The sequence below is a fragment of the Kribbella antiqua genome, assembly GCF_004345665.1.
GTDB classification, from domain to species: domain Bacteria; phylum Actinomycetota; class Actinomycetes; order Propionibacteriales; family Kribbellaceae; genus Kribbella; species Kribbella antiqua.
Map to the genome: position 1 here is coordinate 171,118 of NZ_SLWR01000004.1, position 25,653 is coordinate 196,770.

27 protein-coding genes are annotated in these 25,653 nt (G+C 69.0%); 7 read left to right on the forward strand and 20 right to left on the reverse strand.

What is annotated here, in order from left to right:
* Positions 1–15: 15 nt before the first annotated feature.
* Entirely contained in the window at positions 16–1,428 is a 1,413-nt protein-coding gene (locus tag EV646_RS13320; protein WP_132148197.1) for an MFS transporter, read from the reverse strand.
* Between the two features lie 129 nt (positions 1,429–1,557).
* Here EV646_RS13320 and EV646_RS13325 point away from each other — a divergent pair, with 129 nt between their 5' ends.
* Positions 1,558–2,127 carry a TetR/AcrR family transcriptional regulator gene (locus tag EV646_RS13325; RefSeq protein WP_132148199.1) on the forward strand — a complete coding sequence of 190 codons (570 nt, stop codon included), beginning with the start codon at positions 1,558–1,560 and terminating at the stop codon, positions 2,125–2,127.
* On the opposite strand, the gene EV646_RS13330 is transcribed toward EV646_RS13325, so the two are convergent.
* The 6 genes from EV646_RS13330 to EV646_RS13355 all read right to left on the reverse strand — a co-directional run bounded on the left by EV646_RS13330 (position 2,124) and on the right by EV646_RS13355 (position 7,182).
* A complete protein-coding gene (locus EV646_RS13330) occupies positions 2,124–3,032 on the reverse strand; it encodes a Ppx/GppA phosphatase family protein (protein ID WP_199236962.1) in 909 nt (302 codons plus the stop codon). The two genes, EV646_RS13325 and EV646_RS13330, sit on opposite strands and share 4 nt — an antisense overlap.
* Positions 3,025–3,501, reverse strand: coding sequence for a DUF501 domain-containing protein (locus EV646_RS13335; protein ID WP_132148201.1), 477 nt, complete (start codon positions 3,499–3,501; stop codon positions 3,025–3,027). Before EV646_RS13335 ends, EV646_RS13330 begins: the two co-directional genes overlap by 8 nt.
* Positions 3,498–4,106 (reverse strand): FtsB family cell division protein, encoded by a 609-nt coding sequence (locus EV646_RS13340; RefSeq protein WP_132148203.1) that lies wholly within the window; start codon positions 4,104–4,106, stop codon positions 3,498–3,500. Before EV646_RS13340 ends, EV646_RS13335 begins: the two co-directional genes overlap by 4 nt.
* Positions 4,107–4,110: 4 nt before the next feature.
* On the reverse strand, positions 4,111–5,391 hold the full coding sequence (eno, locus tag EV646_RS13345) for a phosphopyruvate hydratase (RefSeq protein WP_132148205.1): 1,281 nt from the start codon (positions 5,389–5,391) through the stop codon (positions 4,111–4,113).
* Between the two features lie 80 nt (positions 5,392–5,471).
* Positions 5,472–6,011 (reverse strand): RNA 2'-phosphotransferase, encoded by a 540-nt coding sequence (locus EV646_RS13350; protein ID WP_241995895.1) that lies wholly within the window; start codon positions 6,009–6,011, stop codon positions 5,472–5,474.
* 133 nt (positions 6,012–6,144) lie between these two features.
* Entirely contained in the window at positions 6,145–7,182 is a 1,038-nt protein-coding gene (locus tag EV646_RS13355) for a phosphotransferase enzyme family protein (protein ID WP_132148207.1), read from the reverse strand.
* Positions 7,183–7,475: 293 nt separating this feature from the next.
* Here EV646_RS13355 and EV646_RS13360 point away from each other — a divergent pair, with 293 nt between their 5' ends.
* Positions 7,476–7,664, forward strand: coding sequence for a hypothetical protein (locus tag EV646_RS13360; protein ID WP_132148209.1), 189 nt, complete (start codon positions 7,476–7,478; stop codon positions 7,662–7,664).
* A gap of 177 nt (positions 7,665–7,841) precedes the next feature.
* Here EV646_RS13360 and EV646_RS13365 read toward each other — a convergent pair whose 3' ends face one another.
* From EV646_RS13365 to EV646_RS13385, 5 genes are read right to left on the reverse strand one after another with little or no spacing between them, the layout of a single operon-like run.
* Complete coding sequence (locus tag EV646_RS13365; protein ID WP_132148211.1) at positions 7,842–8,825, reverse strand: MazG family protein; 984 nt, start codon at positions 8,823–8,825, stop codon at positions 7,842–7,844.
* A 10-nt stretch (positions 8,826–8,835) separates the two neighbouring features.
* Positions 8,836–9,456, reverse strand: coding sequence for a SurA N-terminal domain-containing protein (locus tag EV646_RS13370; RefSeq protein ID WP_241995897.1), 621 nt, complete (start codon positions 9,454–9,456; stop codon positions 8,836–8,838).
* Between the two features lie 23 nt (positions 9,457–9,479).
* Positions 9,480–13,106: a transcription-repair coupling factor gene (gene mfd, locus EV646_RS13375; RefSeq protein WP_132148215.1), complete on the reverse strand. Its 3,627-nt coding sequence runs from the start codon at positions 13,104–13,106 to the stop codon at positions 9,480–9,482.
* On the reverse strand, positions 13,103–13,678 hold the full coding sequence (pth, locus tag EV646_RS13380; RefSeq protein ID WP_132148217.1) for an aminoacyl-tRNA hydrolase: 576 nt from the start codon (positions 13,676–13,678) through the stop codon (positions 13,103–13,105). Before pth ends, mfd begins: the two co-directional genes overlap by 4 nt.
* Before the next feature lie 37 nt (positions 13,679–13,715).
* Positions 13,716–14,360, reverse strand: coding sequence for a 50S ribosomal protein L25/general stress protein Ctc (locus tag EV646_RS13385; protein ID WP_132148219.1), 645 nt, complete (start codon positions 14,358–14,360; stop codon positions 13,716–13,718).
* A 332-nt stretch (positions 14,361–14,692) separates the two neighbouring features.
* On the opposite strand from EV646_RS13385, the gene EV646_RS13390 reads away from it, so the two are divergent.
* A complete protein-coding gene (locus tag EV646_RS13390; RefSeq protein ID WP_132148221.1) occupies positions 14,693–15,361 on the forward strand; it encodes a hypothetical protein in 669 nt (222 codons plus the stop codon).
* Here EV646_RS13390 and EV646_RS13395 read toward each other — a convergent pair.
* From EV646_RS13395 to EV646_RS13405, 3 genes are read right to left on the reverse strand one after another with little or no spacing between them, the layout of a single operon-like run.
* On the reverse strand, positions 15,358–16,119 hold the full coding sequence (locus EV646_RS13395; protein ID WP_132148223.1) for an NAD(P)-dependent oxidoreductase: 762 nt from the start codon (positions 16,117–16,119) through the stop codon (positions 15,358–15,360). The two genes, EV646_RS13390 and EV646_RS13395, sit on opposite strands and share 4 nt — an antisense overlap.
* 23 nt (positions 16,120–16,142) lie before the next feature.
* A complete protein-coding gene (locus EV646_RS13400) occupies positions 16,143–16,784 on the reverse strand; it encodes a response regulator transcription factor (RefSeq protein WP_132148225.1) in 642 nt (213 codons plus the stop codon).
* Positions 16,772–18,730 (reverse strand): histidine kinase, encoded by a 1,959-nt coding sequence (locus EV646_RS13405; protein ID WP_132148227.1) that lies wholly within the window; start codon positions 18,728–18,730, stop codon positions 16,772–16,774. The genes EV646_RS13400 and EV646_RS13405 overlap by 13 nt, the downstream gene beginning before the upstream one ends.
* 137 nt (positions 18,731–18,867) lie before the next feature.
* Here EV646_RS13405 and EV646_RS13410 point away from each other — a divergent pair, with 137 nt between their 5' ends.
* Positions 18,868–19,554: a hypothetical protein gene (locus EV646_RS13410; RefSeq protein ID WP_132148229.1), complete on the forward strand. Its 687-nt coding sequence runs from the start codon at positions 18,868–18,870 to the stop codon at positions 19,552–19,554.
* A gap of 122 nt (positions 19,555–19,676) precedes the next feature.
* Positions 19,677–20,156, forward strand: coding sequence for a hypothetical protein (locus tag EV646_RS13415; RefSeq protein WP_132148231.1), 480 nt, complete (start codon positions 19,677–19,679; stop codon positions 20,154–20,156).
* A gap of 21 nt (positions 20,157–20,177) precedes the next feature.
* On the opposite strand, the gene EV646_RS13420 is transcribed toward EV646_RS13415, so the two are convergent.
* Both EV646_RS13420 and glmU read right to left on the reverse strand, forming a co-directional pair.
* Positions 20,178–21,158: a ribose-phosphate diphosphokinase gene (locus EV646_RS13420; RefSeq protein WP_132148233.1), complete on the reverse strand. Its 981-nt coding sequence runs from the start codon at positions 21,156–21,158 to the stop codon at positions 20,178–20,180.
* Positions 21,159–21,171: 13 nt separating this feature from the next.
* The gene (glmU, locus tag EV646_RS13425) at positions 21,172–22,635 is read right to left on the reverse strand and encodes a bifunctional UDP-N-acetylglucosamine diphosphorylase/glucosamine-1-phosphate N-acetyltransferase GlmU (protein WP_132148235.1); all 1,464 of its coding nucleotides are present in this window, start codon (positions 22,633–22,635) and stop codon (positions 21,172–21,174) included.
* Between the two features lie 561 nt (positions 22,636–23,196).
* Here glmU and EV646_RS13435 point away from each other — a divergent pair.
* Entirely contained in the window at positions 23,197–23,694 is a 498-nt protein-coding gene (locus tag EV646_RS13435; protein WP_132148239.1) for a DinB family protein, read from the forward strand.
* A gap of 14 nt (positions 23,695–23,708) precedes the next feature.
* The gene (locus EV646_RS13440) at positions 23,709–24,038 is read left to right on the forward strand and encodes a VOC family protein (protein ID WP_132148241.1); all 330 of its coding nucleotides are present in this window, start codon (positions 23,709–23,711) and stop codon (positions 24,036–24,038) included.
* Here EV646_RS13440 and EV646_RS13445 read toward each other — a convergent pair.
* From EV646_RS13445 to EV646_RS13455, 3 genes are all read right to left on the reverse strand, one after another.
* A complete protein-coding gene (locus tag EV646_RS13445) occupies positions 24,028–24,450 on the reverse strand; it encodes a hypothetical protein (protein WP_132148243.1) in 423 nt (140 codons plus the stop codon). The genes EV646_RS13440 and EV646_RS13445 overlap by 11 nt on opposite strands.
* 109 nt (positions 24,451–24,559) lie before the next feature.
* A complete protein-coding gene (locus EV646_RS13450; protein WP_132148244.1) occupies positions 24,560–25,054 on the reverse strand; it encodes a hypothetical protein in 495 nt (164 codons plus the stop codon).
* Between the two features lie 25 nt (positions 25,055–25,079).
* Complete coding sequence (locus EV646_RS13455; protein WP_132148246.1) at positions 25,080–25,616, reverse strand: mycothiol transferase; 537 nt, start codon at positions 25,614–25,616, stop codon at positions 25,080–25,082.
* Positions 25,617–25,653 lie beyond the last annotated feature (37 nt).

The following is a 25,653-nucleotide window of genomic DNA, read 5'->3' on the forward strand; positions in this document are numbered from 1 at the left end:
CGGCGTGAGGTGAGATCAGGCGACCAGTTCCTCCGTGGGTTGCAAGGCCCTTGTGCGGCGGGCTGTTGGGATGGCTAGGGCTAGGAGGACGGCTGCTGCGCTGAAGGCGGCTAGGAGGAGGAAGGTGTCGGTGAAGCCGGCTTCGGCGGGGAGGCCGGTGGGTTGGAGGTGGCCGGTGATGATGGAACTGGCGAGCGCCGTACCGATGGAGCCGCCGATGGTGCGGATGTTGGCGTTCATGCCGGTCGCGACACCGGTCTGTTCCCGCGGCACGCTCTGCACGATCAGGCTCGTCATCGACGCGTAGGCCAGTCCGAGTCCGAGGCCGAACACGGCGGTCGAGATCGCCACCTGCCACGGCTCGTCGTGGAACTCCGCGAACGCGATGGACGCGACCAGGCTGAGAGCCGAGCCCCACACCACCTGCGACTTGACGCTGAACCACGGCGCGATCGGCCCGCTCAGCGAACCGCTCACCGCCATCGTCACCAGCATCGGCAGCATCAGCAGCCCGGCCTGACTGACACTCGACCCGAACCCGAATCCGGCAACCGTCGGGATCTGCATGAACTGCGGCACGAACGCGTACACCGCGAACATCGCCGCACCGAACAGCAGCGCCACCAGGTTCGTCGTCCACACCGCCGGCAGCCGCATCATGCGCATGTCGATCAACGGGTTGCGCGACCGCAACTCGACCGCGATCCAGCAAGCAAGCAGTACGACGGCAGCCGCGAACAGCCCGATCGTCCGCGCGGAACCCCAGCCCCACGACCGGCCCGCACTCAACGGCAGCAACAACGCCACGAGCCAACCGGACAGCAACGCAGCGGCCAGCCAGTCGATCCGTCCGGGCACGCGGTTGGGCGACTCGGGCACGTACCGGCGAGCCATCAGCCCCGCCACGACGATCACGGCGAGCGGGATCCAGAACAGCCAGCGCCAGCCCAGCGACTCCACGATCGGCCCGGCCAGCACGATCCCGAGCCCACCACCGGCCGCGATAACAGCGGACATCACTCCGACCAGCGACGGCACCCGGTCAGCCGGGAACTCGTCGCGAATGATCCCGAACGCAAGCGGGAACACCGCACCGCCGAGCCCCTGAAGCACGCGAGCTCCAATCAGTACGCCGACATTCGGGGCAAGCGCGGCGATCAGGCAACCAACGGCCAGGGCTGCGAGCGCGACCAGCAGCGTGCGCTCCTTGCCGACCATGTCGCCGATCCGGCCGAGCAATGGGGTCGATACCGAGACCGAGAGCAGCAATGCGGTGAACACCCAGGTGACGGCGCCCGGCGTCGTACCGAGTTCACGCTGGATCACCGGCAGGGCCGGGCTGACCAGCGACTGCAGCATCGCGAACGCGGCGACGACCGTGGCGAGTACCGCCAGCGTCAACCGCGGAGAAGTCCTGCTTCCAGGCATGCGAAAGTCCTTCGAAAGGGTGTGTGATCGCCGCGACGGCGGCGTCCGAATTCCCCGGCCTGGTAAAGTCGAGGTATGCCTCCACTATAACGGAGGTATGCCTCCGGTTCCAAGTCGTTAGGGTGAAGCGTGGATCAGAGCAGGCCGGTGCTGCACGTCGATGTACGGCGGCCGCAGCGTGCGGACGCCCGGCGGAACTTCGATGCGTTGCTCGCCGCCGCCCGGGACGCGTTCGCCGCCAAGGGAGTCGAGGCGTCGCTGGAGGACATCGCCCGGCAGGCCGGTGTCGGCATCGGCACGCTCTACCGGAACTTCCCGACCCGGCAGGACCTGCTGAACGCGGTCTACCTCGGCGAGATCGAGGAGCTCTGCGTCGCGGCGGAGAAGGTCGCGGATCAGCCGCCATGGGAGGCGCTGACCACCTGGCTGCAGCAGTTCGTCCGCTACGCCGCGACCAAGCGAGCGATCTTCGAGTCGCTGAACCGGGAGGCGCCGGCCTTCCAGGCAGCCCGGGAGGCGATGTTCGCCGCCGGCCGTCCGCTCTTCGAGCAGGCGCAGAAGTCCGGCGACGCCAGGTCGGACGTGGACTTCGACGACGTACTGCGGATGGTCAGCGGACTGACCGCGGCCGGGTACGTCGACGACGCACAGCGCGACCGGGTCCTGGCGATCGCGCTGGACGGCATCCGCGCGCGTTAGCCGAGCGAGAGCGCGACGCCGTCCAGGATGTCGTGCTCGGACACCAGCACCTCGTCGACGGCCATCCGGTCGTACAACCGCTGCAGAATCAGCGCGCCGGCTCCGATCACGTCCACCCGCCCGGGATGAATCGTCGGTACGGCGGAACGCTCGGCGCGACTGGAGTTCGTCAGCCAGTTCGTCGTACTGCGTAGAAGCGGGCCTTGGATGCGTGACTGATGAACCTGCGCCCGGTCGTACTCCGGGAGGTCCAGCGCGACCGCGGCGACTGTGGTGACAGTTCCGGCGACGCCAACCAGCGCGCGGGCCTGAGCGACCGGCACCTTGGTGGAGTCCAGGAGCGCGTCCACGTCCTTCGTGATGGCGGCGAGCTCATCCTGTGTCGTGGGGTCCGACGTGACGTGTCGCTCGGTCAACCGGACCGAGCCGATGTCGAGCGACTCCGCCGCGATCACCCCACGACGGTCGCCTAGGACGAGCTCGGTGGATCCGCCGCCGATGTCGGCCACCAGGTAGGGCTCGGGCAGGTCGAGGGCTTCGGTCGCACCACGGAAGCTGAGCTCGGCCTCCTCGGCACCGGAGATGATCTCCGGCTCCACGCCGAAGCGCTGTGAGATCCCAGCGAAGAACTCGTCCCGGTTACGCACGTCCCGAGCCGCCGAGGTCGCGACGAATCTGCTCCGGGTTGCGCCGGCCGCGCGAATCAGACCGGCGAAGTCATCCGAGGCCGCGAACACCCGCTCCAGAGCCTCCGGCGCAAACGCTCCGGTCGCGTCCACTCCTTGACCGAGCCGCACAATCGTCATCCGCCGATCGATCTCGCGCAATCCACCGTCGACGAGCTCGGCGATCAGCAGGCGGATGGAGTTCGTGCCACAGTCGACCGCCGCGACGCGCTCAGACACACGGCCCCCGGCGGCCCCAGTCTTCGAGTGCGTCCAGGGCCTCGTCGCCAAGGGGATTGACGCCGCGGCCGACGGCCAGCGAGTGACCGACCAGGACGTGCAGGCACTTCACCCGCGTCGGCATGCCGCCGGCGCTGATCCCCGCGATCTCCTCGACGTGCTCGATCGACTCGCGGTGCGCCAGGTACGACTCGTGTGCGGCTTGGTAGGCCTTCGCAAGCTCTGGGTCGTCGCCGAGGCGCTCGGTCATCTCCTTCATCATGCCCTCGGCTTCGAGGGTGCCGATCGCGGAGGCCAGGCGTGGGCAAGTGACGTAGTACGTGGTGGGGAACGGCGTACCGTCCGGAAGCCGGGGCTCGGTCTCGACCACGTCGGGCAGGCCGCAGCTGCACCGGTGCGCGATGGACCGGATCCCGCGCGCGGTCCGCCCGAGCTGCTTGCTCACAGCCTCGATGTCTTCGGAGGTCACCGGGTCGCCTTCGGCGAAGGAGTCAGGATCGGCTTCGGGGTCGGCTTGGCCGGAGTCGGTGTCGTCGCGACCGCGGGCTGACCCGCGCCTTCGACACTCCCCCACAGCTTCGTGTACCAGGTCGGTTTCTGCGCGTTCGCGCCGGCGCCGGGCGTCGTACTGGGTTCCGGTGGGGCGCCGACCGGCTTGCCGTCCGCGCCGATCACGCGGTACCCGACCTCGCCGGGCATCACCCAGCCGAGCCGCTGCCGCGCCTGGGCCTTGACGTACGCGTCGTCGTCCCAGCGGGTGATCTCGTCATTCAGCTCGCCGACGCGCTTCTCCCGATCGCGGATCTCTTGCTGCAGGGCGGTGATCTGCTGATGCTGGTCGAACCACACCCGCAGGCTCTGCGCGTACGAGACGATCAGCGCGCCGAGCACCAGCAGCACGACGGCTGCCCGGCCGGTGAGGTTGCGCGAGCCCCGGGTCCGGGCCGGGCCCGCCGGAGTTCCCGTCGTACGGCGTTTGGGCTGGTCGCCCCGCCGGGCCGGTGGACGCGACTGGGTCCGGCTCGACGGACGCGAGCCGGGGCGTGCACCGGATTCCCGACGGGACGATGCCATCCAATCAGCCCTTGAACCGCGGGAAGGCCGAGCGGCCGGCGTACGTCGCCGCGTCGTCGAGCTCCTCCTCGATCCGGAGCAGCTGGTTGTACTTCGCCGTACGGTCGGACCGGGCCGGAGCGCCGGACTTGATCTGGCCGCAGTTCGTCGCCACCGCGAGGTCGGCGATGGTGGTGTCCTCGGTCTCGCCGGAGCGGTGGCTCATCATGCAGGTGAAGCCGCTGCGGTGGGCCAGGTCGACCGCGTCCAGGGTCTCGGTCAGCGAGCCGATCTGGTTAACCTTCACCAGCAGGCTGTTCGCCGCCTTCTCGGTGATGCCGCGCTGCAGCCGCTCGACGTTGGTGACGAACAGGTCGTCGCCGACGATCTGGATCTTGTCGCCGAGCTGGGTCGACAGGTTGATCCAGCCGTCCCAGTCCTCTTCGTTCAGCGGGTCCTCGATCGAGACGATCGGGTACGACGACACCAGGTCGGCGTAGTACGCGATCATCTCGTCGGCCGACTTCTTGCCGCCCTCGAACGCGTAGACGCCGTCGGTGTGGAACTCGCTCGCGGCCACGTCCATGGCCAGCGCGATGTCCTTGCCGAGCTGCAGGCCGGCCTTCTCGACCGCGACCGCGATCAGGTCGAGCGCCTCGCGGTTGCTGGCCAGGTTCGGCGCGAAGCCGCCCTCGTCGCCGAGGCCGGTGGACAGGCCGCGCTCCTTCAGCACCGCCTTCAGTGCGTGGTAGACGCCCGCACCCTGCATCAGCGCCTCGCCGTAGGTGGCCGCGCCGATCGGGGCGATCATGAACTCCTGCACGTCGACGTTGCTGTCCGCGTGCGCGCCGCCGTTCAGGATGTTCATCATCGGCACCGGCAGGACGTGCGCGTTCGGGCCGCCGACGTAGCGGAACAGCGGCAGGCCAGCGGAGTCCGCGGCCGCCTTGGCGACGGCGAGGCTGACGCCGAGGATGGCGTTCGCGCCCAGCTTGGCCTTGTTCGGAGTGCCGTCCAGGTCGAGCAGGGCGTGGTCGATCAGCCGCTGCTCGTGAACGTCGTACCCGACGATCTCCTTGTCGATGTCCTCCAGGATGGCCGTGACGGCCTTCTGGACACCCTTGCCGCCGTACCGGCCCTTGTCGCCGTCACGCAGCTCGACGGCCTCGAACTGACCGGTGGACGCGCCCGACGGCACTGCGGCCCGGGCGACGGTGTCGTCGTCGAGGAGAACCTCGACCTCGACAGTGGGGTTGCCGCGCGAGTCGAGGATCTCGCGGGCGCCGACGGCCTCGATGGTGGCCACATTGACTCCCAAGTTCTCGATGACGAATCGGTCCTGAGCCTAGCCTCCAGACCACCACGCCTAGTGGGCTGGACCCCTGCTCAGCCCACCCCACCGCCCCGGTCAGGGTCGACCCTAACGATCGCATCAGCCGGTACCTCGCGCGTCAGTAACACTCCGTTGGGCGCCCGATAGACGGCGAGATTCGCTGGATCCACTGCCAGTAAGACATCTACGGCCGATCGCCGACCCACCCGGCTGTCCTTCTCCGGGGCCAAATGAACGTGCGTACGCCGTCCCGGCAGCAGACCGTCGCGCTGGATCGCGCTCAGAGCTTCCCGATTGGTCCCATGCCAGAGCAGGTGATCGGGATACACCCGTTCCCAACTGCTCTCCAAGGCTTCACGTGTCACCGGCATCCCGTCGCGGGAATGCCCCTGGCAAGCCCGGATCCGCTCCCCGTCCACCTGCAGCCGCTGCTTGTCGTTGTGCTCGACCGCGACGTCGAGCGCCGTACGGTCGAGGTCGAGCACCTTCAGCACGTCAGCGATTTCCGCCCAGCCGTCCGCACTCATCGTGAGCCCACGCTTACCTACCGTGTGCCGGAGCAACCTGGAGATCATCCGGCTGTCTCTACTCACAACAACATCCCCTCTCCCTACACAGCGGAGGCAATCATCCTCCCAGCCGGGTCCGGGGAGCATCGCGCACCTGAACCGACCAGCAGCACTCCCCAGATCGGCCGGGCAAGGCTCGGGCGAGACGAGGCCGGGGTCAGAAGCCGAAGGCGGGTCTGGCGTCGGCGAGGCCTTTGCGGTTCTCGGCCGGGTCGGTGAGGCCGGTGCGGACATCCGTTGAGCAACGCCAGGCGAAGTAGCCGGCCTGGACCGCGTACCTGAGGTTGAGGAAGGCCTCGAGGCCGGACTCGATCTCATCCGCCGCTTGCTGCTGCTTCTCGACGTATGCGCGTACCACGTGCTCCGCCGTACCGGCGTACATCACCGCGGACGCCACGTCGTACAAAATCGGACCTCGCATGGCGCTGCCCCAGTCGATCAGCGCGATCGTGCCGTCACGCTGCCGGAGGAATGCTTCGGCCGCCGGATCCCCATGCAGCCAAGCCCAGCTCAGCCCGTTGAGCTCTCGTACGCCGTCCAGCGCGGTGGCGACGGCTGGTCGAATCCACTCCTCCAGATCCAGCCACTCGTCGAACTGCGTCACCAACTGGAGCCAGTCCTCCAACCCGCCCGGCGCGGTCGACGACACCTCATGCACCCGGCCCAGCGTCGTACCAATCGCCACCTGATCCGCAGCGGCGCCCTCCAGCGGCACGCCCTCGACAAACTCCAGCACCCCAACCTGCCGCCCGCCGACCCGCTCAACCACCCGCCCGGCCCGGCTCAACACCGGCCGCCCAGTGACCAGCCCGGCATCCCCCAACCGCCCCGCCAACTCCAACCCAGCCCCAAACGCCAAGTCCCCGGCTTCAACCACCTTCGCCACCACCGGACCGCCGTCCCCCACCACGAGCCAAGCAGCCGAATTCATCCCACCCGTCAACTCTTCGACCCCCTGAACCCCCAGCCCCCACTTCTCCTCCACCACCGCCGCCACATCCACCCCACCACCCTGCCAGCGCACAGTTGCCCCGAGCACCCGATTTCCGCGGACCGCCAGGCCATCACAACCACGCGACCACGAGCCACTCCCGCGGGCAGGTGCCCGACCGTCGGCGATTGTGATGGCCTGGCCGTCCGCCATGCCGAGGTCGGCGCCGAGCTCCGATGCCGAAAGCGGACCTGCAGCACTCACCAACCGACCCACCACCTGCACCGCCACGCTCAGCCGCGCGCCGCCGACCGCGAACGGCCGAGGTTCATGAGTGGCACAGGTCCGCGCCCAGTCCGGGCGGGGCCGGCGCCGGGCGGGCGCGAGCCGGGCGGGGCCAGGCGGGGCGCGGGGCCGGGCGCGGGCGGGGCGCGGGGCCGGGCGCGGGCGGGCCGGGGCGGGCGCGGGCGGGCCGGGCGCGGGCGGGGCGGGCGGGCGCGGGCGGGGCCGCGGAAATCTCCTGGGCCGGGCGGGTCGTAGCCCGGTAGGTTCCCCGCATGAGCGGACGGGGGGATCTTGAGCGACTCGGCGAGCTGGTCGCTGAACTGACGGAGATCCACGGATCGGTGACCGAGGACGAGCTAGCCCGGGCCCGGGCGGAGTGGCCGGTCAGCCCTGACCGCACTCGCCCCGGCCGTGCTGCGTTGGACCTCGCTGGCGTTCCGGTCGACGAGTCGGGCGGCTAGCCTCTCGGCCGCGGGGGTCCCAGTCACGGCACCGACCATCGGCGCCGGTGTACCGAAGTCGTTGACCCATAGCTTGTACGTCCGGTGAGCGTGCAGGTCACGCCGGCCGTGCGGCGAGTCGTGGATTTTGGCTGGCGACACGCGGGGAGCGGCGACAGAAAGCCACGACTCGGTGAGTCAGCCGGCGGATTCGTTGGTGCGGATTTCGTCGGCTAGGTGGTGGGTGGTGGTGCGGAGGGCTTGTTCGGGGTCGATGCCTAGGGTGCGGGCCTCGCGGACTAGGGCCAGGAGCTCGGCGCCGATGCGGTCCGTGTCGGAGACCGGGGGTGGGAGTTGGTGGTCTGCGGGGAGTTGTCTGGCGGCTCGGGCCAGGACCTTGTCGGCGAGGGCCAGGGCGGGGAGGGCCAGGGGGATGCCTTCGAGGACCGAGGTGCGTTGTTTTTCGGCTGCCTTGATGGTTTCCCAGTTGGCTTCGACGGCGGCGGCGTCGGCTGCGGCGACGGTGCCGAAGACGTGGGGGTGGCGGCGGATCAGCTTCTCGACGATGTCGCCGGCCACATCGTCAACCGAAAAGCCGTCGTCAAGATCCTCGGAGGCGATCCGGGAGTGGAAGGCCACCTGCAACAGCAGATCGCCGAGTTCCTCGCGGAGATGGGCGCGGTCGCCGGTGTCGATGGCTTCGAGGGTCTCGTAGGTCTCCTCGAGCAAGTACTTCGCGAGACTCTCGTGCGTCTGTTCCTGGTCCCACGGGCAGTTCCGCCGAAGCCGGTCCATCACCCGCACCAAATCGATCAGCCGCGCGCCCGGTACGTCGTACGAGCCGTGCAGAATCTCCACCTCGTACGGCGGTCGCGGCTCGCGGCTGAGCTGATCCGCGACGATCCGCAACAACCCAGGCTCGCCGTCCTCACCCACCAGCCAGGCAACCCGACGCCCGTCAGCAGCCGCGGCGGAAAGCCACGCCCAATGCTCGGCAGGCCCACCCTCGACCTGGGTGACGACCAGCCCGGACCCGACCAGCGCCTGCACGTCCGGCCGCATCGGACCGCCGGCGGCACCGATCTCGTCGGCGTCGGTGAAGGCTTGCCAGGCCGCACGGGTGAGAAGGCCTGGTGCCACCCGAGGGCTCGTCAGGACGACCTTGACGGCGTCACCAGGCATTCAGGGGACCTCAGCCCTGGCCCTGCTGGGCGGCTTCGGCGGCTTCACGGGCTGCCTTTGCCTGCGCGGATTCCGAGGACAGCGAGCCGGAGATCTTGCTGTCGATGGCGCCGTCGGTCCACTGGCCGAAGCGGGGCGCGATGGAGATCTTGATGTTCTTCGACGCGTCCTTGACCACCGCCGTACCGGCCTGCTGGGCCTGCTGCAGCTTCGGGTCGTTCACGCCGGTGCCGCCGCCGAGCTTGATCGTGGCGACCGCAGCCGCGGCGACCTGCTGAAGGAAGTCGCGAGCCACCGGGTCCGCCTCGAACTTCGCGTACGCCGCCTGGTCGCGGACCACCAGCCGCATCGCCTCGGCGGTCTCCGCGTCGCTGACCGACACCGACTTCTCTTCGCGGACCTGCGCGACCAGCGCGTTGTTCACCAGCTCGTTGAGCGCGACGCTGGTCTCGAACGGCTGACCGAGGGCCGCGGTGACCGCGCGGGAGGTCTTGTCGACGTCACCGACGCTGATCTCGGTCTTGCCGACCACGGCCGCCGCCCCCGGGTGCGTCCCGGCCGCGCAACCGCCGACCAGCAGCACCGACGCCACCGCCGCACCGAGGGCCCGAAGCCGTCGAGATGTGCTCACCCGAAATCTCCTCGTATCGTCAATCATGAACCAACCGCCACCGGCTCGGCGATCACGTCGTCGATCAGCCGGGTGCACCACTGCAGCAGCTCCTGGTCGCGGAGCGGCTGACCGGCGACCGGCCGGGTGGCAGGTCTCGGCACCAGGATCGTACGCAGTTGCGGCTTCACCAGACTCTTCGGGTACAGCCTGTTGAGTCTGAGCACCTTCGAATCGGGCAGCTCGACCGGCCCGAACCGGATCAGATTGCCCTGCAAGGTGACGTCGTGCAGCCCGGCCCGGCGGGCGTGGTTGCGGAACTTCGCCACCTCGATCAGGTTCAGCACCGGCTGCGGGATGTCGCCGTACCGGTCGTGCAACTCCTCGACCAGTTCGGCGATGCCGTCCGCGTCCCGTACGGCGGCCAGTCGCTGGTACATCTCGAGTCGCAGCCGCTGCGACGGGATGTAGTCGTGCGGCAGGTGCGCGTCGATCGGCAGCTCGATCTTGACCTCGGGCTCCTCGGCCTGGGTGTCGCCGCGGTACTCCGCGACCGCCTCGCCGACCAGCCGGACGTACAGGTCGAAGCCGACGTCCGCGATGTGCCCGGACTGCTCGCCGCCGAGCAGGTTGCCGGCGCCGCGGATCTCCAGGTCCTTCATCGCGACGGCCATGCCGCCACCCAGATCGGCGTGCTGCGCGATCGTGGCCAGCCGGTCGTGTGCGGTCTCGGTCAGCGGCTTCTCGGGCGGGAAGAAGAAGTACGCGTACGCGCGCTCCCGGCCGCGCCCGACCCGGCCGCGGAGCTGGTGCAGCTGCGACAGGCCGAGCAGGTCCGACCGCTCGACGATCATCGTGTTCGCGTTCGAGATGTCGATCCCGGACTCGACGATCGTCGTACACACGATGACGTCGGACTGCTTCTCCCAGAAGCCCTGGATCACCTGCTCGAGGTGGTGCTCCGGCATCTGGCCGTGCGCGACCGACACCCGCGCCTCGGGCACGAGTTGCCGGATCCGGGCGGCCGCCTTCTCGATCGTGTTCACCCGGTTGTGGACGACGAAGACCTGGCCCTCGCGGAGCAGCTCGCGCCGGATCGCGGCGGTGATCTGGCCTTCCTCGTAGGCGCCGACGAAGGTCAGCACCGGGTGCCGCTCCTCCGGCGGTGTCGCGATCGTCGACATCTCCCGGATGCCGGTGATCGACATCTCCAGCGTCCGCGGGATCGGGGTCGCCGACATCGTCAGTACGTCGACCGCGGTCCGCAGCCGCTTGAGCTGCTCCTTGTGCTCGACGCCGAACCGCTGCTCCTCGTCGACGATCACGAGCCCGAGGTCCTTGAACTGCACCTCACCGGACAGCAGCCGGTGCGTGCCGATCACGACGTCCACCGACCCGTCGGCCAGCCCGTCCATGGCGGCCTTGGCCTCTTTGTCGGTCTGGAACCGCGACAGCGGCGCCACATTCACCGGGAAAGCGGCGTACCGCTCGGCGAAGGTCGCGTAGTGCTGCTGCACCAGCAGCGTCGTCGGCACCAGTACGGCGACCTGCTTCCCGTCCTGCACCGCCTTGAACGCGGCCCGTACGGCGATCTCGGTCTTGCCGTAGCCGACGTCGCCGCAGACGATCCGGTCCATCGGCATGACGCGCTCCATGTCGCGCTTCACGTCGTCGATGGTGGCCAGCTGGTCCGGCGTCTCCACGAACGGGAACGCGTCCTCCAGCTCACGCTGCCACGGGGTGTCCTTGGCGAACGCGTGGCCCTTGGTCGCCTGGCGGGCGGCGTACAGCTTGATCAGCTCGCCGGCGATCTGGCGGACCGCCTTGCGGGCGCGGCCCTTGCGCTTGGCCCAGTCGGCGCCGCCCATCTTGTCCAGGCTCGGCTGCTCGCCGCCGACGTACCGGGTGACCTGGTCGAGCTGGTCGGTCGGCACGTACAGCCGGTCGCCGGGCTGGCCGCGCTTGCTCGGCGCGAACTCGATGACGACGTACTCGCGGGTGGCCCTCTGCGCGCCGGTGCCGACGGTCCGCTGCATCATCTCGACGTACCGGCCGACGCCGTGCTGCTCGTGCACGACGTAGTCGCCCGGCTGCAGCTCGAGCGGATCGATCGTCTTCTTCCGGCGCGACGGCATCCGTTGCTGGGAACGCCGTTCGGCCATCGACCGCTGACCGGCCAGGTCGTTCTCGGTGAGCACCGCGAACTTGATGCCCTCGGCAATGAATCCGTGGTCGAGCTGACCTTGTGAGATCAGTACGACGCCTGGCTCGGGCACGGTCTCGATACCGTCGACCGCGCGGGCCGGAAGCTCGGCCTCGGAGAACACCTCGGCGAGGCGCTGCGCGGGACCATGGCCTTCGGTCACGCAGACAACACGCCAGCCGTCTCGCAGCCACCGGCGGATGTCCTCCACCGCGGCCGCCGTCTCACCACGATACGGATCGACTTCGCGCGCCGCGATCGACCGCGAACGGACCGCGCCCGCGTCGGTGTCGATGTCGAACGAGACCCGCTCGCCCATCGAGTCACGCAGCTCAGGCGCATCGGTCGGCGCCGCGGCGAACGGCGACATGCTCCACCAGGCGAGACCCTTGCTCAGCGCATGCGACCGTACGTCGGCCAGCGACATGTACGCCGCCGCGCCCAAGTCGATCGGCGCCTCGCCACCACCGGCAGCGGCCGCCCACGACGCTTCCAGGAACTCCTGGCTCGTCGCGACCAGGTCGTGCGCCCGCGCCCGTACTCGCTCGGGATCGCTGACGACGACGTGCGTACCGGACGGCATCAGGTCGACCAGCAGCTCCATCTCGTCGACCAGCACCGGCGCCAGCGACTCCATGCCCTCGACGGCATGCCCTTCGGCCAGCTTCTCGAACAGCTCCGAGAGCTCCGGATGCTCCTTCGCCAGTACGGCGGCTCGCGACCGCACCTCGTCGGTCAGCAGCAGCTCACGACACGGCGGCGCCCACAACCCGTGCTCGGCGATGTCCAGCGATCGCTGGTCGGCCACCGCGAAGTACCGGATCTCCTCGACGTCGTCGCCGAAGAAGTCGACCCGCAGTGGGTGCTCCTCGGTCGGCGGGAACACGTCGATGATGCCCCCGCGTACGGCGAACTCGCCACGCCGCTCGACCAGGTCGACCCGGTGATACGCGGCCCCGGCCAGCTGCTCGACGACGTCCTCGAGCTCGACCGTGTCGCCGACATGCAGCTGCACCGGCTTCAGATCCGCGAGCCCGGCGACCTGCGGCTGCAGCACGGACCGCACCGGCGCGACCAGGATCTTGATCGGCCCGGTCGTCTCGTCCGACGGATCCGGATGAACCAGCCGGCGCAGTACGGCGAGACGCCGGCCGACGGTGTCGGAACGGGGCGAGAGGCGCTCGTGCGGCAGGGTTTCCCAGGCCGGGTAGTACGCGACCGTCGACGGCTCGACCAGGCACTGCAGGGCCTCGGTCAGCTCCTCGGCCTCGCGGAAGGTCGCGGTGACCGCGAGTACGGGCCGGTCCGCGCCGATCTGCTCGGAGGCGAGCGCGGCGAGCAGGACCGGGCGCACCGGGCCTGGCGTGCTCAGGTCGAGTGTGGTGACGCCGTCGGACTTGGCGTCGCGAACGGCCTCGGCCACCACCGGATCGGTGACCAGGGTGTCGACCAGGCCGCCCAGTTTCACGAGTTGTACTTCCCTTGGGTTGATTCCAGGCCGTCGGTGAGCAGCGATTCGACCGCGTCCGCGGTCCGGTCGACGGCGAAAGGAAGGTCCTTGCGTTCGGTCGAGGAGAACTCGTTCAGGACGAAGTCGGCGGGGTTCTGCCGGCCCGGTGGACGACCCACACCGAACCGGACTCGATAATACTCACCGGTGCCAAGCGATTTCCGGATCGACTTCAGTCCGTTGTGGCCGTTGTCGCCACCGCCGTACTTCGCCCGCAGTACGCCGAAGTCGATGTCCAGCTCGTCGTGCACCACCACCAGCGCGGCCGGCTCGAGCTTGAAGAACTTCAGCAGCCCGGACACGGGCCCGCCGGACTCGTTCATGTACGAGCGGGGCTTGGCCAGCACGGTCCGGATCCCGCTGATCCGGGTCTCGATCACCTCGGCCCGGACCTGCTTGTGCTGCTTCCACTTGCCGCCGGTCCGGGCGGCGAGCTCGTCGGCCACCAGGTGCCCGACGTTGTGCCGGGTGCGGGCATAGGAAGGGCCGGGATTCCCCAGTCCGACGACCAACCACACGTCGTCCGCCACGGATCCCGGCCCTCCTGAAAGTTCTGTCGCGGTGAGACTACTCCGCGGCGGCGGCGACGGGCTCCTCGGCGGGGGCCGGCTCGTCGCGCTCGATGCCCGCCTCGGCCTCGGCGTCGGACAGCTCGGCCTCGAGCTGCTCGGCGGTCTGCTGGGCCGTCACGTTCACGATCAGGGTGTCCGGCTCGATCGCCAGCGTCGTACCGGCCGGCAGCTTGATGTCGGACGCGTGCAGCTGGGCGCCGACCTCGAGACCCTCGACGGAGACGGTGACGCCGTCCGGAATGTGGGTCGCCTCGGCCTCGACCAGGATGCTCGGGTGCTCCAGCACGACCAGGGTGTCGCTGACGGCCTCGCCCTCGAGGTGGACGGCGATGTCCACCTGGACCTTCTCGCCGCGCTTCACGATGACCAGGTCGACGTGCTCGATGAAGCCCTTCAGCGGGTCACGCTGCACCTGCTTCGGCAGCGCCAGGTGGGATTCGCCACCGGCGACCTCGATCAGCAGCAGGGCGTTGGCGGTCTTCAGGGCCAGCATGGTGTCGTGACCGGGCAGGGTGATGTGCACCGGGTCACTGCCGTGGCCGTACAGGACTGCGGGAACCTTGTTGTCCCGGCGGATTCGGCGGGCAGCACCCTTGCCGAACTCCGTGCGCGATTCGGCTTGGATCTTGACCTCGGCCACGAGATGAACTCCTCAAGTGCGTTGCGGTGATCAGTTGTCTAGGTGGTGCTCGGCTGCGGCCTCAGCGGGCGCTTCTTGACCCCGGAGAAGGCGTCAGGCAACGAACCACCGCGTCGATCACGGAGCCGCGCCCAACAGTTCTCGGGGGGCGTCCCTCGCCGAGGCAACCAAAACAGTCTACCCACCACTCGGCACCGGTGTGAAATCCGTCCTTCAAGGCAGTTTCCACCCAGCCTGACCGGCGCCCACGGCGACGACTTTCCCACCCAATTCCGGCCTGATCCAGAAGGCCCCGGCCACCGAAGGACCACTGGCTCCGTAGGGTTCCTCCGGTGGCCGCCTACAGTTTCAGCTTCCTGACGCTCTTGATCGTCGCTGTCCCGATCCTGGCGTTGGTCGTGCTGATCGTCGTACTGGTGAAACAGCGGCAGAAGCGTCTGCGGCAGCGGGCGATCGCCGCGGCTCAGTTCGGCTGGTTTCCGGTCCCGCCGAACCCCTGGCTGGTGAACGTGACCGCGAACCTGTTCCAGCCCGGCCGCCCGGGCGAGATGATCGCCGGTGACTTCCGCGGCCGGGGCATGTGTGCGCTCGACTACACGTACACCACCAGCAACGGCAAGACACAGCAGTCGCATCCGGTGCACGTGGTCGCGCTCAACCTGCCCGTCGCCCTGCCGCCGATCACCCTCACCAAGGACTCCGGCCTGAAGCGCACCTTCGCGGGCCGCGACCTCGAACTGGAGAGCCAGGCGTTCAACGACGCATTCCGGATCGCCTGCGCGGACGACCGCTACGCGTCCGCCGTACTCCACCCCCGGATGATGGAGTGGCAGCTCCACAACCCGGGCCTGGAGTGGCAGATCGCCGGAAACGCACTGGTCTCCTGGGGCACCGGCATCTTCGAGATCCCCGACGTCCTCGCCCGCCTCGAGGCGATGGCCCGGCTGATCGACCTCATCCCGCCGTTCGTGCTCCGCGACTACGGCCAGCCGACGTACTAGGTGAGCTTCGTCCAGACCTGGCGCAGCGCTCGGGCTGCGTCGCCTTCCAGGCCTGCGTCGTCCAAGGTCGCCGCGAGCTCGTCGAACTCTGGGCCCCAGCGCCAGGCGACGCGGCGGAGCTGGTCGGGCAGCGACGGATCCTGCAGCGAGCCGGCGTCCGCGCGGACCTGCTGTGCCGTCAGCGCTTCCGTGACGCCGTGCTTCTCCGCCAATTGGAACGCGAGTACGGCGAGCGCCGCCTTCCCCTTGTTGTAGAGGGCGTACGACGACTTCGCCGCGCTCGCGGCACCTGGTTCGTCACCGACCACCATCGGCGTCACCGCCGTGCCGGCCCACAGCGAAGCGGCCTGCTGAGCGGCGCTGCCCGACAGCATCAGGTGAGTGGGGCTAGACCCGCCGGTCGGCGGTGGACCGACCACGCCCGCGTCCACGAAGGTTGCTTGCGGCACCGCGGCCTGTGCCTCGCGCAACGATGCCGGCGACAACGGATTCGCCTCGATGTAGAGCCCGCCGAACCCGGCCTTCCCCACCTGTACGGCGATGTCGACCGCACCCTGCGGCGCACACGAACACAACACCACCTCGGCCGCGTCGACCGCCTCGGCGAACGGCGTCCCGATCAGGCCGGCCTCCGCCGCACGCGCAACGGAAGCTTCACTCCGCCCGTCCGGCACCCAGTGCACTTCGTGGCCCGCGGCAACCAGTTGCGCGGCGAGCTTCGATCCCATCGCGCCGGGGTGGAACACGGCGATCCGCATGGCAACATCCTCAGGAAGAGCGGTCAGTGCTCCCCAAGATATGCCAGTACGGCGAGCACCCGGCGGTGCTGTTCGTCGTTCGTGAGCAGCCCGAGCTTCGCCAGGATGCTGCCGACATGCGTCTCCACGGTCCGTTCGGTCAGGAACAGCCGGCGGCCGATCCCGACGTTGGTGCAGCCCTCGGCCATCAACGCGAGTACCTCACGCTCCCGCGGCGTCAGTGGCGCCAGCCGATCATCGTCGCGCTGGCGACCGAGCAACCGCGCGACCACCTCGGGATCGAGCGCCGATCCGCCCGCCGCGACCCGGTCCAGTGCGTCCAGGAACTGGTCGACCGCGAGTACGCGATCCTTCAGCAGGTAGCCGAAGGCTCCCGTCGCCACCAGCTCGACCGAATGCCGGGTCTCGATGTGCTGGGACAGCAGCACGATGGCCAGGTCAGGGTGCAGCATCCGGAGCCGTCGGGCCGCGCGGGCTCCGTCGTCGGTCTGGTCGGGCGGCATCCGGATGTCGATCACCGCCAGATCGGGTGAAGTCTGCGCGACCACAGTGATCAGGGTCGGGGCGTCGGGCGCGAGGCCGACGATCTCGTGCCCGGCGTCGGCCAGCAACCGCGCTAGCCCTTCCCGGAACAGCGCAGAGTCCTCCCCGATCACGATCCGCACGGGAGCACCGCCTCGACCGTCGTACCGCTCCCGGCTGGGCTGCGCAGCTGCAGAGAACCGCCGACGGCGGCCACGCGGTCCAGTAGTCCACTCAGGCCCGACCCTGGACGCGGTGCCGCGCCACCGCACCCGTCGTCCTCGATCAGCACAGTCACCTCGTCGGCCGACCGCGCGACGCGCACCGCGATCGACGTCGCGTTCGCGTACTTCGCCGCGTTGGTCACCGCCTCGGCTGCTACGAAGTACGCCGTGGTGGCCAGCTCCTCGGGCAGGTCAGGCGGGATCTGCAGCCGGACCGGGATCGGCAGCGACTGCGTGATCGCGCTCAGCGCCGCATGCAACCCGTCGTCCAGACTGGTCGGCCGCAACCCGTGCGCGATCTGCCGCAGCTCGGCGACCGCCGTGGCCAGCTCCGCGACGCCCTGGTCGAGCAGCCCGTCGACGTCGACGCTCCCGTCGCCCAGATGCCGCTGCGCCAACCGCATCGCCATTCCCAGCGAGACCAGCCGCTGCTGCGCCCCGTCGTGCAGATCCCGCTCCAGCCGTCGCCGCTCCGCATCACCCGCCTGCACCAGCCGCGCCCGGCTCGCCTCGACCTCACGCAACGCACCAGCCAGCTCCGCCCGTAGCCGCGTAACCTCAACCAGACTGGCCGCCCCAGCCGCCACTGCCTTCAGTACGGCGGGACTGGTCTGCTGCGACGCGAGTACGCCGATCTGCGCACCACCCAGCATCACCGGAACCAGCTGAGGCCCGCTCACCGGCGTACCGGAGGCATCTACGAAGCCAGACGCGCCAGGGACGAGTAGACCGACGCGGAGGCCCGGATCGCGCAGTGCGGTACGCAGAGCGGACTCCAGCTCCTCCGGCTGCGCCTGCTCGGTGTGGATACGCCGCTGCAGGTCCTCGATCGCCAGCAGGGCGGCACGGCGTGGCGGGTAGAGCCGACGGTCGACTGAACGCTGCAGTCGGGACCGCAGCGGGGTCAGGACCAGCGCACAGACGGCCGTGGCAGCAGCGGCCACGGCTGCGGAGTCGCTGAGGACCAGCCCGAGTGAGACGGCCGCTACGGCGTAGGTGCCGAGTAGGACCACCATGACGATGCCGTAGGTGACTGTGTCGGCCAGCACGCGGTCGACGTCGTACAGGTCGTGCCGGAGCATTGCCACGCCAACGGACGCCGGGAGGGACACCAGAGCGACGATGCCGAAGACGGTCGCCACTATGCCGGTGTCGCCGGTGACGATGATCTCGGCCCCGCAGACGAAGGGGTAGAGGACGGCTGCGAGGCCGGCGAGGGTCAGCCACTTGACCTGGGCGCGGACCTTGCCGGTCGAGCTGCGGTACCGGATGAAGACGGGAACAACCGCGGTCAAGCACAGCGCCAGGAAGCCGAAGAACTCGACGTCGCTCACGACCCGCAGCGCTCCCGACAGCGGCTCATACGGCCTCGGCATGACCTGCAGCGGCTGCAGGAAGGGTTCCGAGGCGAAGGCACCGAAGACCTGTTGCGCCACACCGAGCAGGAGCAACGCCGGCGGGACTGCTCTCCAGCGACGGCTCACCAAGCGGCCATCGGGGAAGTAGAGCAGCAGGAACGCGACGGCAACCAGCAACCACCAGCCTGACTCCTCGAACCAGGCCACTACTCGGCTGTCCAACGGCAGGCCATCGTGGACCACGGCGTTGTAGTAGACATCGCGTCCGGTGAGGAACAGCGCGATGGCGCCCATCCAGCCCAGGATCGCGCCGACGGGGTTGGTCGATTCACGCCGGCTGACGGCGAGCCCGAGCAGTGTGATGACGGTCCCGATCGCTGCCAGGCCGATGAAGTTCCTGAGCGTGTGCGGGCCGGTGCGGTACGCGATCAGCAGCCAGGAGCTCCCTGCCACCATCACCAGGACGAGCAGGAAGGTACCGAGCGCGACCCACCGCGGCCACCGCATGTCGTCAGGGTAAGGCCGCACACCGCCGTACGGCTCCGAGCCAGCACGGGCATCGGCCTCCGTACCCGCTCCGATGTGCCGGGCACCGGCCGCGACGTTTCCTGAAGTGTCAGTTGTCACCAGGGGAGGTCCCACTCATGTCCACCGAAACCGCGCGTCGGTCCGCCGTACCGGCGTCCGATCCCGTCACCCGCAAGCGCATCGGACTCGTCAGCCTGATCTTCGTCATCACGTCCGTCGCGGCCGTGCCGGGCGGGCTGCTCTGGCCTGAGCCGTCGGGCGGTGGCGAGACCTACACGTACGCCGACATCCAGCCGCTCCGGGATCGCTGGTGGGGGCTGCTCGTCGTCCTGAGCGCGAATCTGGTGCTGAACGTCCCGGCTCAGGCGCTACTGACCGTCTTCCTCGTCTGCCACCGGGGCGCGCCTTGGGCAACGATCGGCGGACTGGTGATGTGGATCGGTACGGCGCTGTACGCGGTTGGCGTGGCGGGATGGGCGGCGACGTATTACTTCGCCACGGGAGTCGACGCAGCGACCGGCGGCGCGGTGATGGACCACGTCGCGGACGACACGCCGCACTTGCTCGGCACGGTGATGGCCGGCGCGCTGATGGTTGCCGTCGGCACCGTGATCCAGGTGATCGGCTTGTGGCGGTCGCACGCCGTGCCACGCTGGATCCCAGTGCTCCTGCTGGTCATCGTGGTCACCTTCGTGATCCCGGGCAGCGGGTGGATCGGGCTGATCACCGCAGTACCCATGACGGCCGGCGCGGTCGGCCTCGCGTACTACGCGTGGCGTCGTACCGGGACTGCCGTCGAGTAGGACGTCTCGGTACAGCGAGGAGGCAGGGCGTTACGCCTCGTCGTCGGACGGACCGAGCCGTTGCCATGGCGTCGTACCGGGTGCAGCTTGGAGGAAACAGCGGATCTCTGGGGAGGGACTCCATGAGTGAGAACGCATTGGGGCGCCGTCAGGCGCTGAGGGGTGCAGGCATCGCGGCAGGTGGTGTGGCGATCGCTGGGCTGGCGACTGCTACGCCGGCAGCGGCGGACGGCGACCACGGGTTGCTCGGCAGCTGGATGTGCGTGCGGCAGGACGACGGCTCGCCGGACAAGGTACGGCTGGTGCTGAGCTTTGCCGGAGGTGGCGTGATCGTCTCGCACGACATCAGTCCGGCCGGGCCGCCGTTCACCGGTACTTGGGCGCGGAAGGGCAAGTGGTTCCAGGCGACCTTCTGGACCGGGTTCCCGGGCGAGCAGGGACCGGAGTCGGTGGGGCCGACGGTCCGAGTGCGGCTCCGGGGCAAGCTGTCCGACGGCAAGATCACCGCCACCTACCGGTTCACCGTGTTCGCGCCGGGCAGCGAGACCCAGGTCGTGGACTCCGGCACCGGGACGGTGACCGGCCGCCGGATCAGCGCCTGACAGCCAACGCCTTTCGACTGCTCAAGCGCGGCCGTCGAACAGGCTGGTGACCGAGCCGTCCTCGAAGACCTCGCGGATGGCCCGGCTGATCAGTGGTGCGATGGACAGCTCGGTCAGCTTGTCGAAGCGGCGGTCCTCGGCGATCGGCAGCGTATTGGTGACGATCACCTCGCTGGCCTGGCAGTTCTTCAGCCGGTCCACCGCCGGGCCGGACAGGATCGCGTGCGTGGCCGCGATCACCACGCCGGCCGCGCCGTCGGCGTACAGCGCGTCGGCCGCCTTGGTGATGGTGCCGGCGGTGTCGATCATGTCGTCGACCAGGATGCAGACCCGGCCCTTCACCTCACCGACGACGCGGTTGGCGACCGTCTCGTTCGGCCGCTCGATGTCGCGCGTCTTGTGGATGAAGGCCAGCGGTGCGCCGTTCAGCCGGGCCGACCACTGCTCGGCGACCTTGATCCGGCCGGCGTCCGGCGAGACCACCGCGAGCTGCTGATCGCCGTACTTCTGCTGCACGTACTCGCTCAGGATCGGCAGCGCCATCAGGTGGTCCACCGGGCCGTCGAAGAAGCCCTGGATCTGGGACGTGTGCAGGTCGACGCAGATCAGCCGGTTCGCGCCGGCGGTCTTGAACAGGTCCGCCATCAGCCGCGCCGAGATCGGTTCGCGACCGCGGTGCTTCTTGTCCTGCCGCGCGTACCCGTAGAACGGGAGCACGACGGTGATCCGCTTGGCCGACGCCCGCTTCAGCGCATCGACCATGATCAGCTGCTCCATGATCCACTCGTTGATCGGCGAGGTGTGGCTCTGGATCACGAACGCGTCGCTGCCCCGGACCGACTCCTCGAACCGGACATAGATCTCGCCGTTGGCGAAGTCGTACGCCGAGGTCGGGACCAGGCCGGCGCCGAGCTGCTCGGCGACCTCCTCGGCCAGACCGGGGTGAGCCCGGCCGGAGAACACCATCAGGTTCTTCTCGGTGGTTCGCTTCATCCCGCTCATGGCCGGCCTCCCGTTACGCCTTCTCGTCAGTGTCGCTCACGGCGCCTTGGTCCGCACACGCTTCTTCGGCTGCCTTCGCGGTCTTCGTACCCGCACGCTTACGGGCCACCCAGCCCTTGATGTTGCGCTGCCGCGACCGCGCCACCGCGATCTCACCCGGCCCGACGTCCTCGGTCAGCGCCGTACCGGCGGCCAGGTACGCACCGTCCGCGACGTCCCGCGGCGCGACCAGCACCGAGTTGCTGCCGATGAAGGAGTGCTTGCCGATGTGGGTCCGGTGCTTCGCGATGCCGTCGTAGTTGGCGAAGATGGTGCCCGCGCCGATGTTCGCACCCTCGTCGATGGTCGCATCCCCGGCGTACGTGAGGTGCGGCACCTTCGCGCCGTCGCCAATGCTGGTGTTCTTGGTCTCGACGAAAGTCCCGATCTTGCCCGCCACACCGACGCTCGTGCCGGGCCGGAGGTAGGCGTACGGGCCGACATCCGCTCGGGGGCCGATCACGGACTGCGATGCGTGCGCCCGGATGATCGTGGCGCCTTCGCCGACCTGTACGTCGGTCAGCGTGGTGTCCGGCCCGATCGTCGCTCCGGTTTCCACCGTGGTCGCGCCGTGCAGCTGGGTGTTCGGCAGCAGCGTGACGTCGCGCGCCAGCTGGACCGTCTGGTCCACCCAGGTCGTGTTCGGGTCGACGATCGTGACGCCGTCGCGCATGAGCTTGTCGAGCGTACGGCGGTTCAGCTCTGCCCGGAGCGTCGCCAGCTGGACCCGGTCGTTGACGCCTTCGGTCTGCATCGCGTCCTCGGTGACGAACGCGCCGACGCGCTTGCCGTCGTCTCGCGCGATCGCCAGGACGTCGGTCAGATAGAGCTCGCCCTGGGCGTTGTCGGTGGTGATCCGGCTCAGCCCGTCGCGCAGCGTGGCTGCGTCGAAGACGTAGATCCCGGCGTTGATCTCGTCGATCTGCCGCTGCTCGGGCGTCGCGTCCTTGTGCTCCACGATCCCGGCGACGGACCCGTCCTCGCCCGGGATGATCCGCCCGTACCCGGTCGGGTCGGCCACCCGCGCGGTCAGGACGGTCACCGCGTTGCCCTGCTTGTCGTGCTCCGCGACCAGTTCCTGCAGTGTCTCGGCCTCGAGCAGCGGAACATCACCCGACGTGACGACGACCGACCCTTCGAAGTCCTCCGGTACGGCGCTCAGCCCGGCGCGAACGGCATCGCCGGTCCCGAGCTGCTGCTCCTGGACGGCGGCTTTCGCCTCGGGGTCGATCTGTTTCAGGTGAGCCTCGACCAGCTCGCGGCCGTTGCCGACCACGACCACCAGGTGCTCGGGGTCGAGCGCACGGGCGGTGACCACGGCGTGCCCGACGAGACTGCGCCCGCCGATCTCGTGCAACACCTTCGGGGTCGCCGATTTCATCCGGGTTCCCAGACCGGCGGCCATGATCACGACCGCCGCGGGACGATGGGAAGTCACGCGGTCTTCTCCTCGAGTTCCCTGCGAGTTCTGCAACAAGTATCAGCACAGGCACCCGAAACGGCGCCCGCGCAAGCCTACTTGCTCCCCCACACCCCCCGCTCCCCCGGGCAACCCAGCGGCCCCCGTAACTCTCCGCACCTACCCGCCTACCCATCCGCCCCTTGCGCCCACCGCGTGATCACGTACGCCGCACTGTCCGGCGGAGGCGGATCCCCACTCAACTCGGTGGACGACCATTTCGGAGACAGATTGGCTCGCAAGCGCGAGCCGTCCCGCAGCCTGATCCGCAAGCCGCCCGACCACAGGAACTCCGCTGACACCACCTCGCCGCGTGCCACCCGCCGGACGCCGATCGGCCGCACGATCACCAACTCGTCCCACCACCCAGGTCGACGGGCTGGCGGAGTTCGTCGTACGGGCGGAGCAATTGACGGATCAGGACGTGTGATTTCCGGAAACTAATCTGCGCCCAGTGACGAAAAGGCTCCGGAAAGGTGGGTTGGGGGCGGTGCGGAGGGCCGGCTGAGAAATGTCGGCGGCGGGCGGGAGGATGGGGGTATGGGACGGGTGACGCAGCCGGCGGATGGGGATGAGCGGAGCATTCTGCTTGGGTGGCTTGCGTTTCAGCGGGATGCGCTGGCGGCCAAGTGCGCCGGCCTCGACGCGGAGCAGCTGGTGCGGCGCGCGGTGCCGCCGTCGAGGTTGTCGTTGCTGGGACTCGTCCGCCACCTGACCGAGATGGAACGCGCGTACGGCGCCTGGGCGCTCGGCCCGAGGATCGAGTTGGAATACGTCTGGGGCGAGTACGCCGACAACGGCCGGGAGTGGGATTTCGACGTCGACACCTCGATGGTGCAGGACTCGATGGCGGCGTGGGAGCGCGAGCGCCGAGCCACGGACGACCTGATCAGCCAGCACCCAACACTCGACTCGATCGGCGGCGGCAGCGGCATGAGCGTGCGCTGGAACCTGCAGAAACTCATCGGCGAGTACGCGCGCCACAACGGCCACGCCGACCTGATTCGCGAAAGCATCGACGGCCAGACCGGCGAATGACGGAAGGAGTACCGATGGCAGTCTCACTCGGCGCGGTTGTGTTGCAGGTGTCGGACATCGGCCGCTCGGCGGCGTTCTGGAGCAAGGCGCTCGGGTACGACGCTCAGCCCGGCAACCCGGCGTTTCTCGGCTCGAAGGACGGCAGCGGCACGCGCCTCCACCTCGACGAGACCGACCGCACGCATCTCGACCTCTGGGTCGACCGCACCGACTCCGACCTCGAGACCGAGGTCGAGCGGCTGATTGCCCTCGGCGCGCGCCGGGTCGAGTGGACCTACCCGCCAGACGCCGATTTCGTCGTACTCGCGGATCCGGACGGCACCGTCTTCTGCGTCATCGAGTAACCGCGATCGCATCCAGCTCATCCCACTCGAGCACCCGCACTCGCACCACCGCCTGCCGACTCATCCACGCCCGCAGCAGCCGGTGCACGCCGTCGAGGATCGTCACGCGCCCGTCCGGCCGCCGTACGGCATCCAGCGGATACCGCAGATCAGCCGCCATCGTCCGCGCGTACTGCTCCGGATAGACCTCCGGACGCGCGGTCACCTGCAGCGGACTCACCTGAAACGGCCGCTCCGCATGAGCCCAGAACGGCAACTCCAAGTGCCACTCCAGCTCAGCCACATCGACACGACTCACGGGCAGCTCCAGCCCATGCAGCAGCTCTGTATCCCAATGAAAGTCGAGGATGATCCCGCGCAACTCCGCCGGTACGACCGCCAGCAACGGAAACGGCACCCGAGCCTGACTCATCCAACCGAGCTAACCAGCAGGCGACCGTGCGTTCCGCATCCGGCGCGCCAATCAGGGCGACGAAGCGTCCGGCGCGCCGCCCAGGGCGACGAGGCGTCCGGCGCGCCGATCAGGTGAAGGAGCGTTCGGCGAAGCTGAGGCCGTCGCGTTCGGATGAGGTGAGGATCTGGCGGGGCACGTGGTGCGGGGGTCGGCGCAGGTACTGCGTGTATCCCGGCGCCCGGAGGCGGATCTCGAAGTTCTGGCCCTCGAGGTGCCACAACGGATCAGGCTTGCCGTCCGGCGGATCGAGCCGGTGGAGGTCGGCGATCTCCATCAATTCGTGCAGCGGTCCGAGTTCGCCGGAGATGTCCCACGCCTGTTCGAACACCAGCGTCGCGGGTGCGATCCAGAAGGTGAAGTGCTGCCGGAAAGGTGCCGGATCCACCCACTGCACGATGTAGTCGAGGTCGAGCAACAACCTTGCCGGCGGCAACGTGTCGTCGTCGTACTCGCCGATGCTGACCGCATGGATGCGGCAGTCGTGCCACCCCATGTCCTCGAAGTCGGCATCCGTCCAGGTCGCTTTGGTCAGCCCCGACGGACCATGCGGCAGAGAAATCACCAAGCCAGTATCCGTGAGCCGCTGGTCATTCCGGGTCGTTCCCCCGCAGCCCGTCGACCGCTTCCCGAAGTACGTCGGCATGGCCGGTGTGCTTCAGGTACTCCTCCAGCAGGTCGATCAGGATCCGTCGGCGATTGACCACCCAGTCCGGGTCCCCTTCATCGACCGCCACATCGAGACCGCCGTCCGCACTCAGCTCCGCCCATTCGGCCCGCGACCGCGCCGCGGCGCCGTACCACAACGCATACAACTCCTGCGGCTCATCGGTAACCGCCGACTGCCACCCCCACTCGTCGTTCTCGACCCACCCCCGGACATCCCATGGCGCGCCAAGCGCCCGACCGGCAGCCCGAGCCGTGAACCCCTCCTCGACAAACGCCATGTGCTTGATCAACCCGGCCAACGTCATCGACGACGGCGAATGCAGCCGCCGCAACTGCTCGGCATCCAATCCCCCGGTCTTCCAGGCAAACTGCCGCCGTACCCGGTCCAGAGCAAACCCCAACATCTCCGCCTCGCCACCCCGCAGGCACTCACGCAGCGGCAGCTCGCTCCAGTCCATAGAGCCCCTCCCCAGTCGCCGGGCAACCCAACGCAAC

Bases quoted from the DNA above. Each gene is read 5' to 3' on its own strand.
- EV646_RS13320 (WP_132148197.1), bottom strand. From the start codon at position 1,428: ATGCCTGGAAGCAGGACTTCTCCGCGGTTGACGCTGGCGGTACTCGCC.
- EV646_RS13340 (WP_132148203.1), bottom strand. From the start codon at position 4,106: ATGGCATCGTCCCGTCGGGAATCCGGTGCACGCCCCGGCTCGCGTCCG.
- EV646_RS13360 (WP_132148209.1), top strand. From the start codon at position 7,476: ATGAGCGGACGGGGGGATCTTGAGCGACTCGGCGAGCTGGTCGCTGAA.
- EV646_RS13365 (WP_132148211.1), bottom strand. From the start codon at position 8,825: ATGCCTGGTGACGCCGTCAAGGTCGTCCTGACGAGCCCTCGGGTGGCA.
- EV646_RS13395 (WP_132148223.1), bottom strand. From the start codon at position 16,119: ATGCGGATCGCCGTGTTCCACCCCGGCGCGATGGGATCGAAGCTCGCC.
- EV646_RS13405 (WP_132148227.1), bottom strand. From the start codon at position 18,730: ATGCGGTGGCCGCGGTGGGTCGCGCTCGGTACCTTCCTGCTCGTCCTG.
- EV646_RS13410 (WP_132148229.1), top strand. From the start codon at position 18,868: ATGTCCACCGAAACCGCGCGTCGGTCCGCCGTACCGGCGTCCGATCCC.
- EV646_RS13415 (WP_132148231.1), top strand. From the start codon at position 19,677: ATGAGTGAGAACGCATTGGGGCGCCGTCAGGCGCTGAGGGGTGCAGGC.
- EV646_RS13420 (WP_132148233.1), bottom strand. From the start codon at position 21,158: ATGAGCGGGATGAAGCGAACCACCGAGAAGAACCTGATGGTGTTCTCC.
- EV646_RS13435 (WP_132148239.1), top strand. From the start codon at position 23,197: ATGGGACGGGTGACGCAGCCGGCGGATGGGGATGAGCGGAGCATTCTG.
- EV646_RS13440 (WP_132148241.1), top strand. From the start codon at position 23,709: ATGGCAGTCTCACTCGGCGCGGTTGTGTTGCAGGTGTCGGACATCGGC.
- EV646_RS13445 (WP_132148243.1), bottom strand. From the start codon at position 24,450: ATGAGTCAGGCTCGGGTGCCGTTTCCGTTGCTGGCGGTCGTACCGGCG.
- EV646_RS13455 (WP_132148246.1), bottom strand. From the start codon at position 25,616: ATGGACTGGAGCGAGCTGCCGCTGCGTGAGTGCCTGCGGGGTGGCGAG.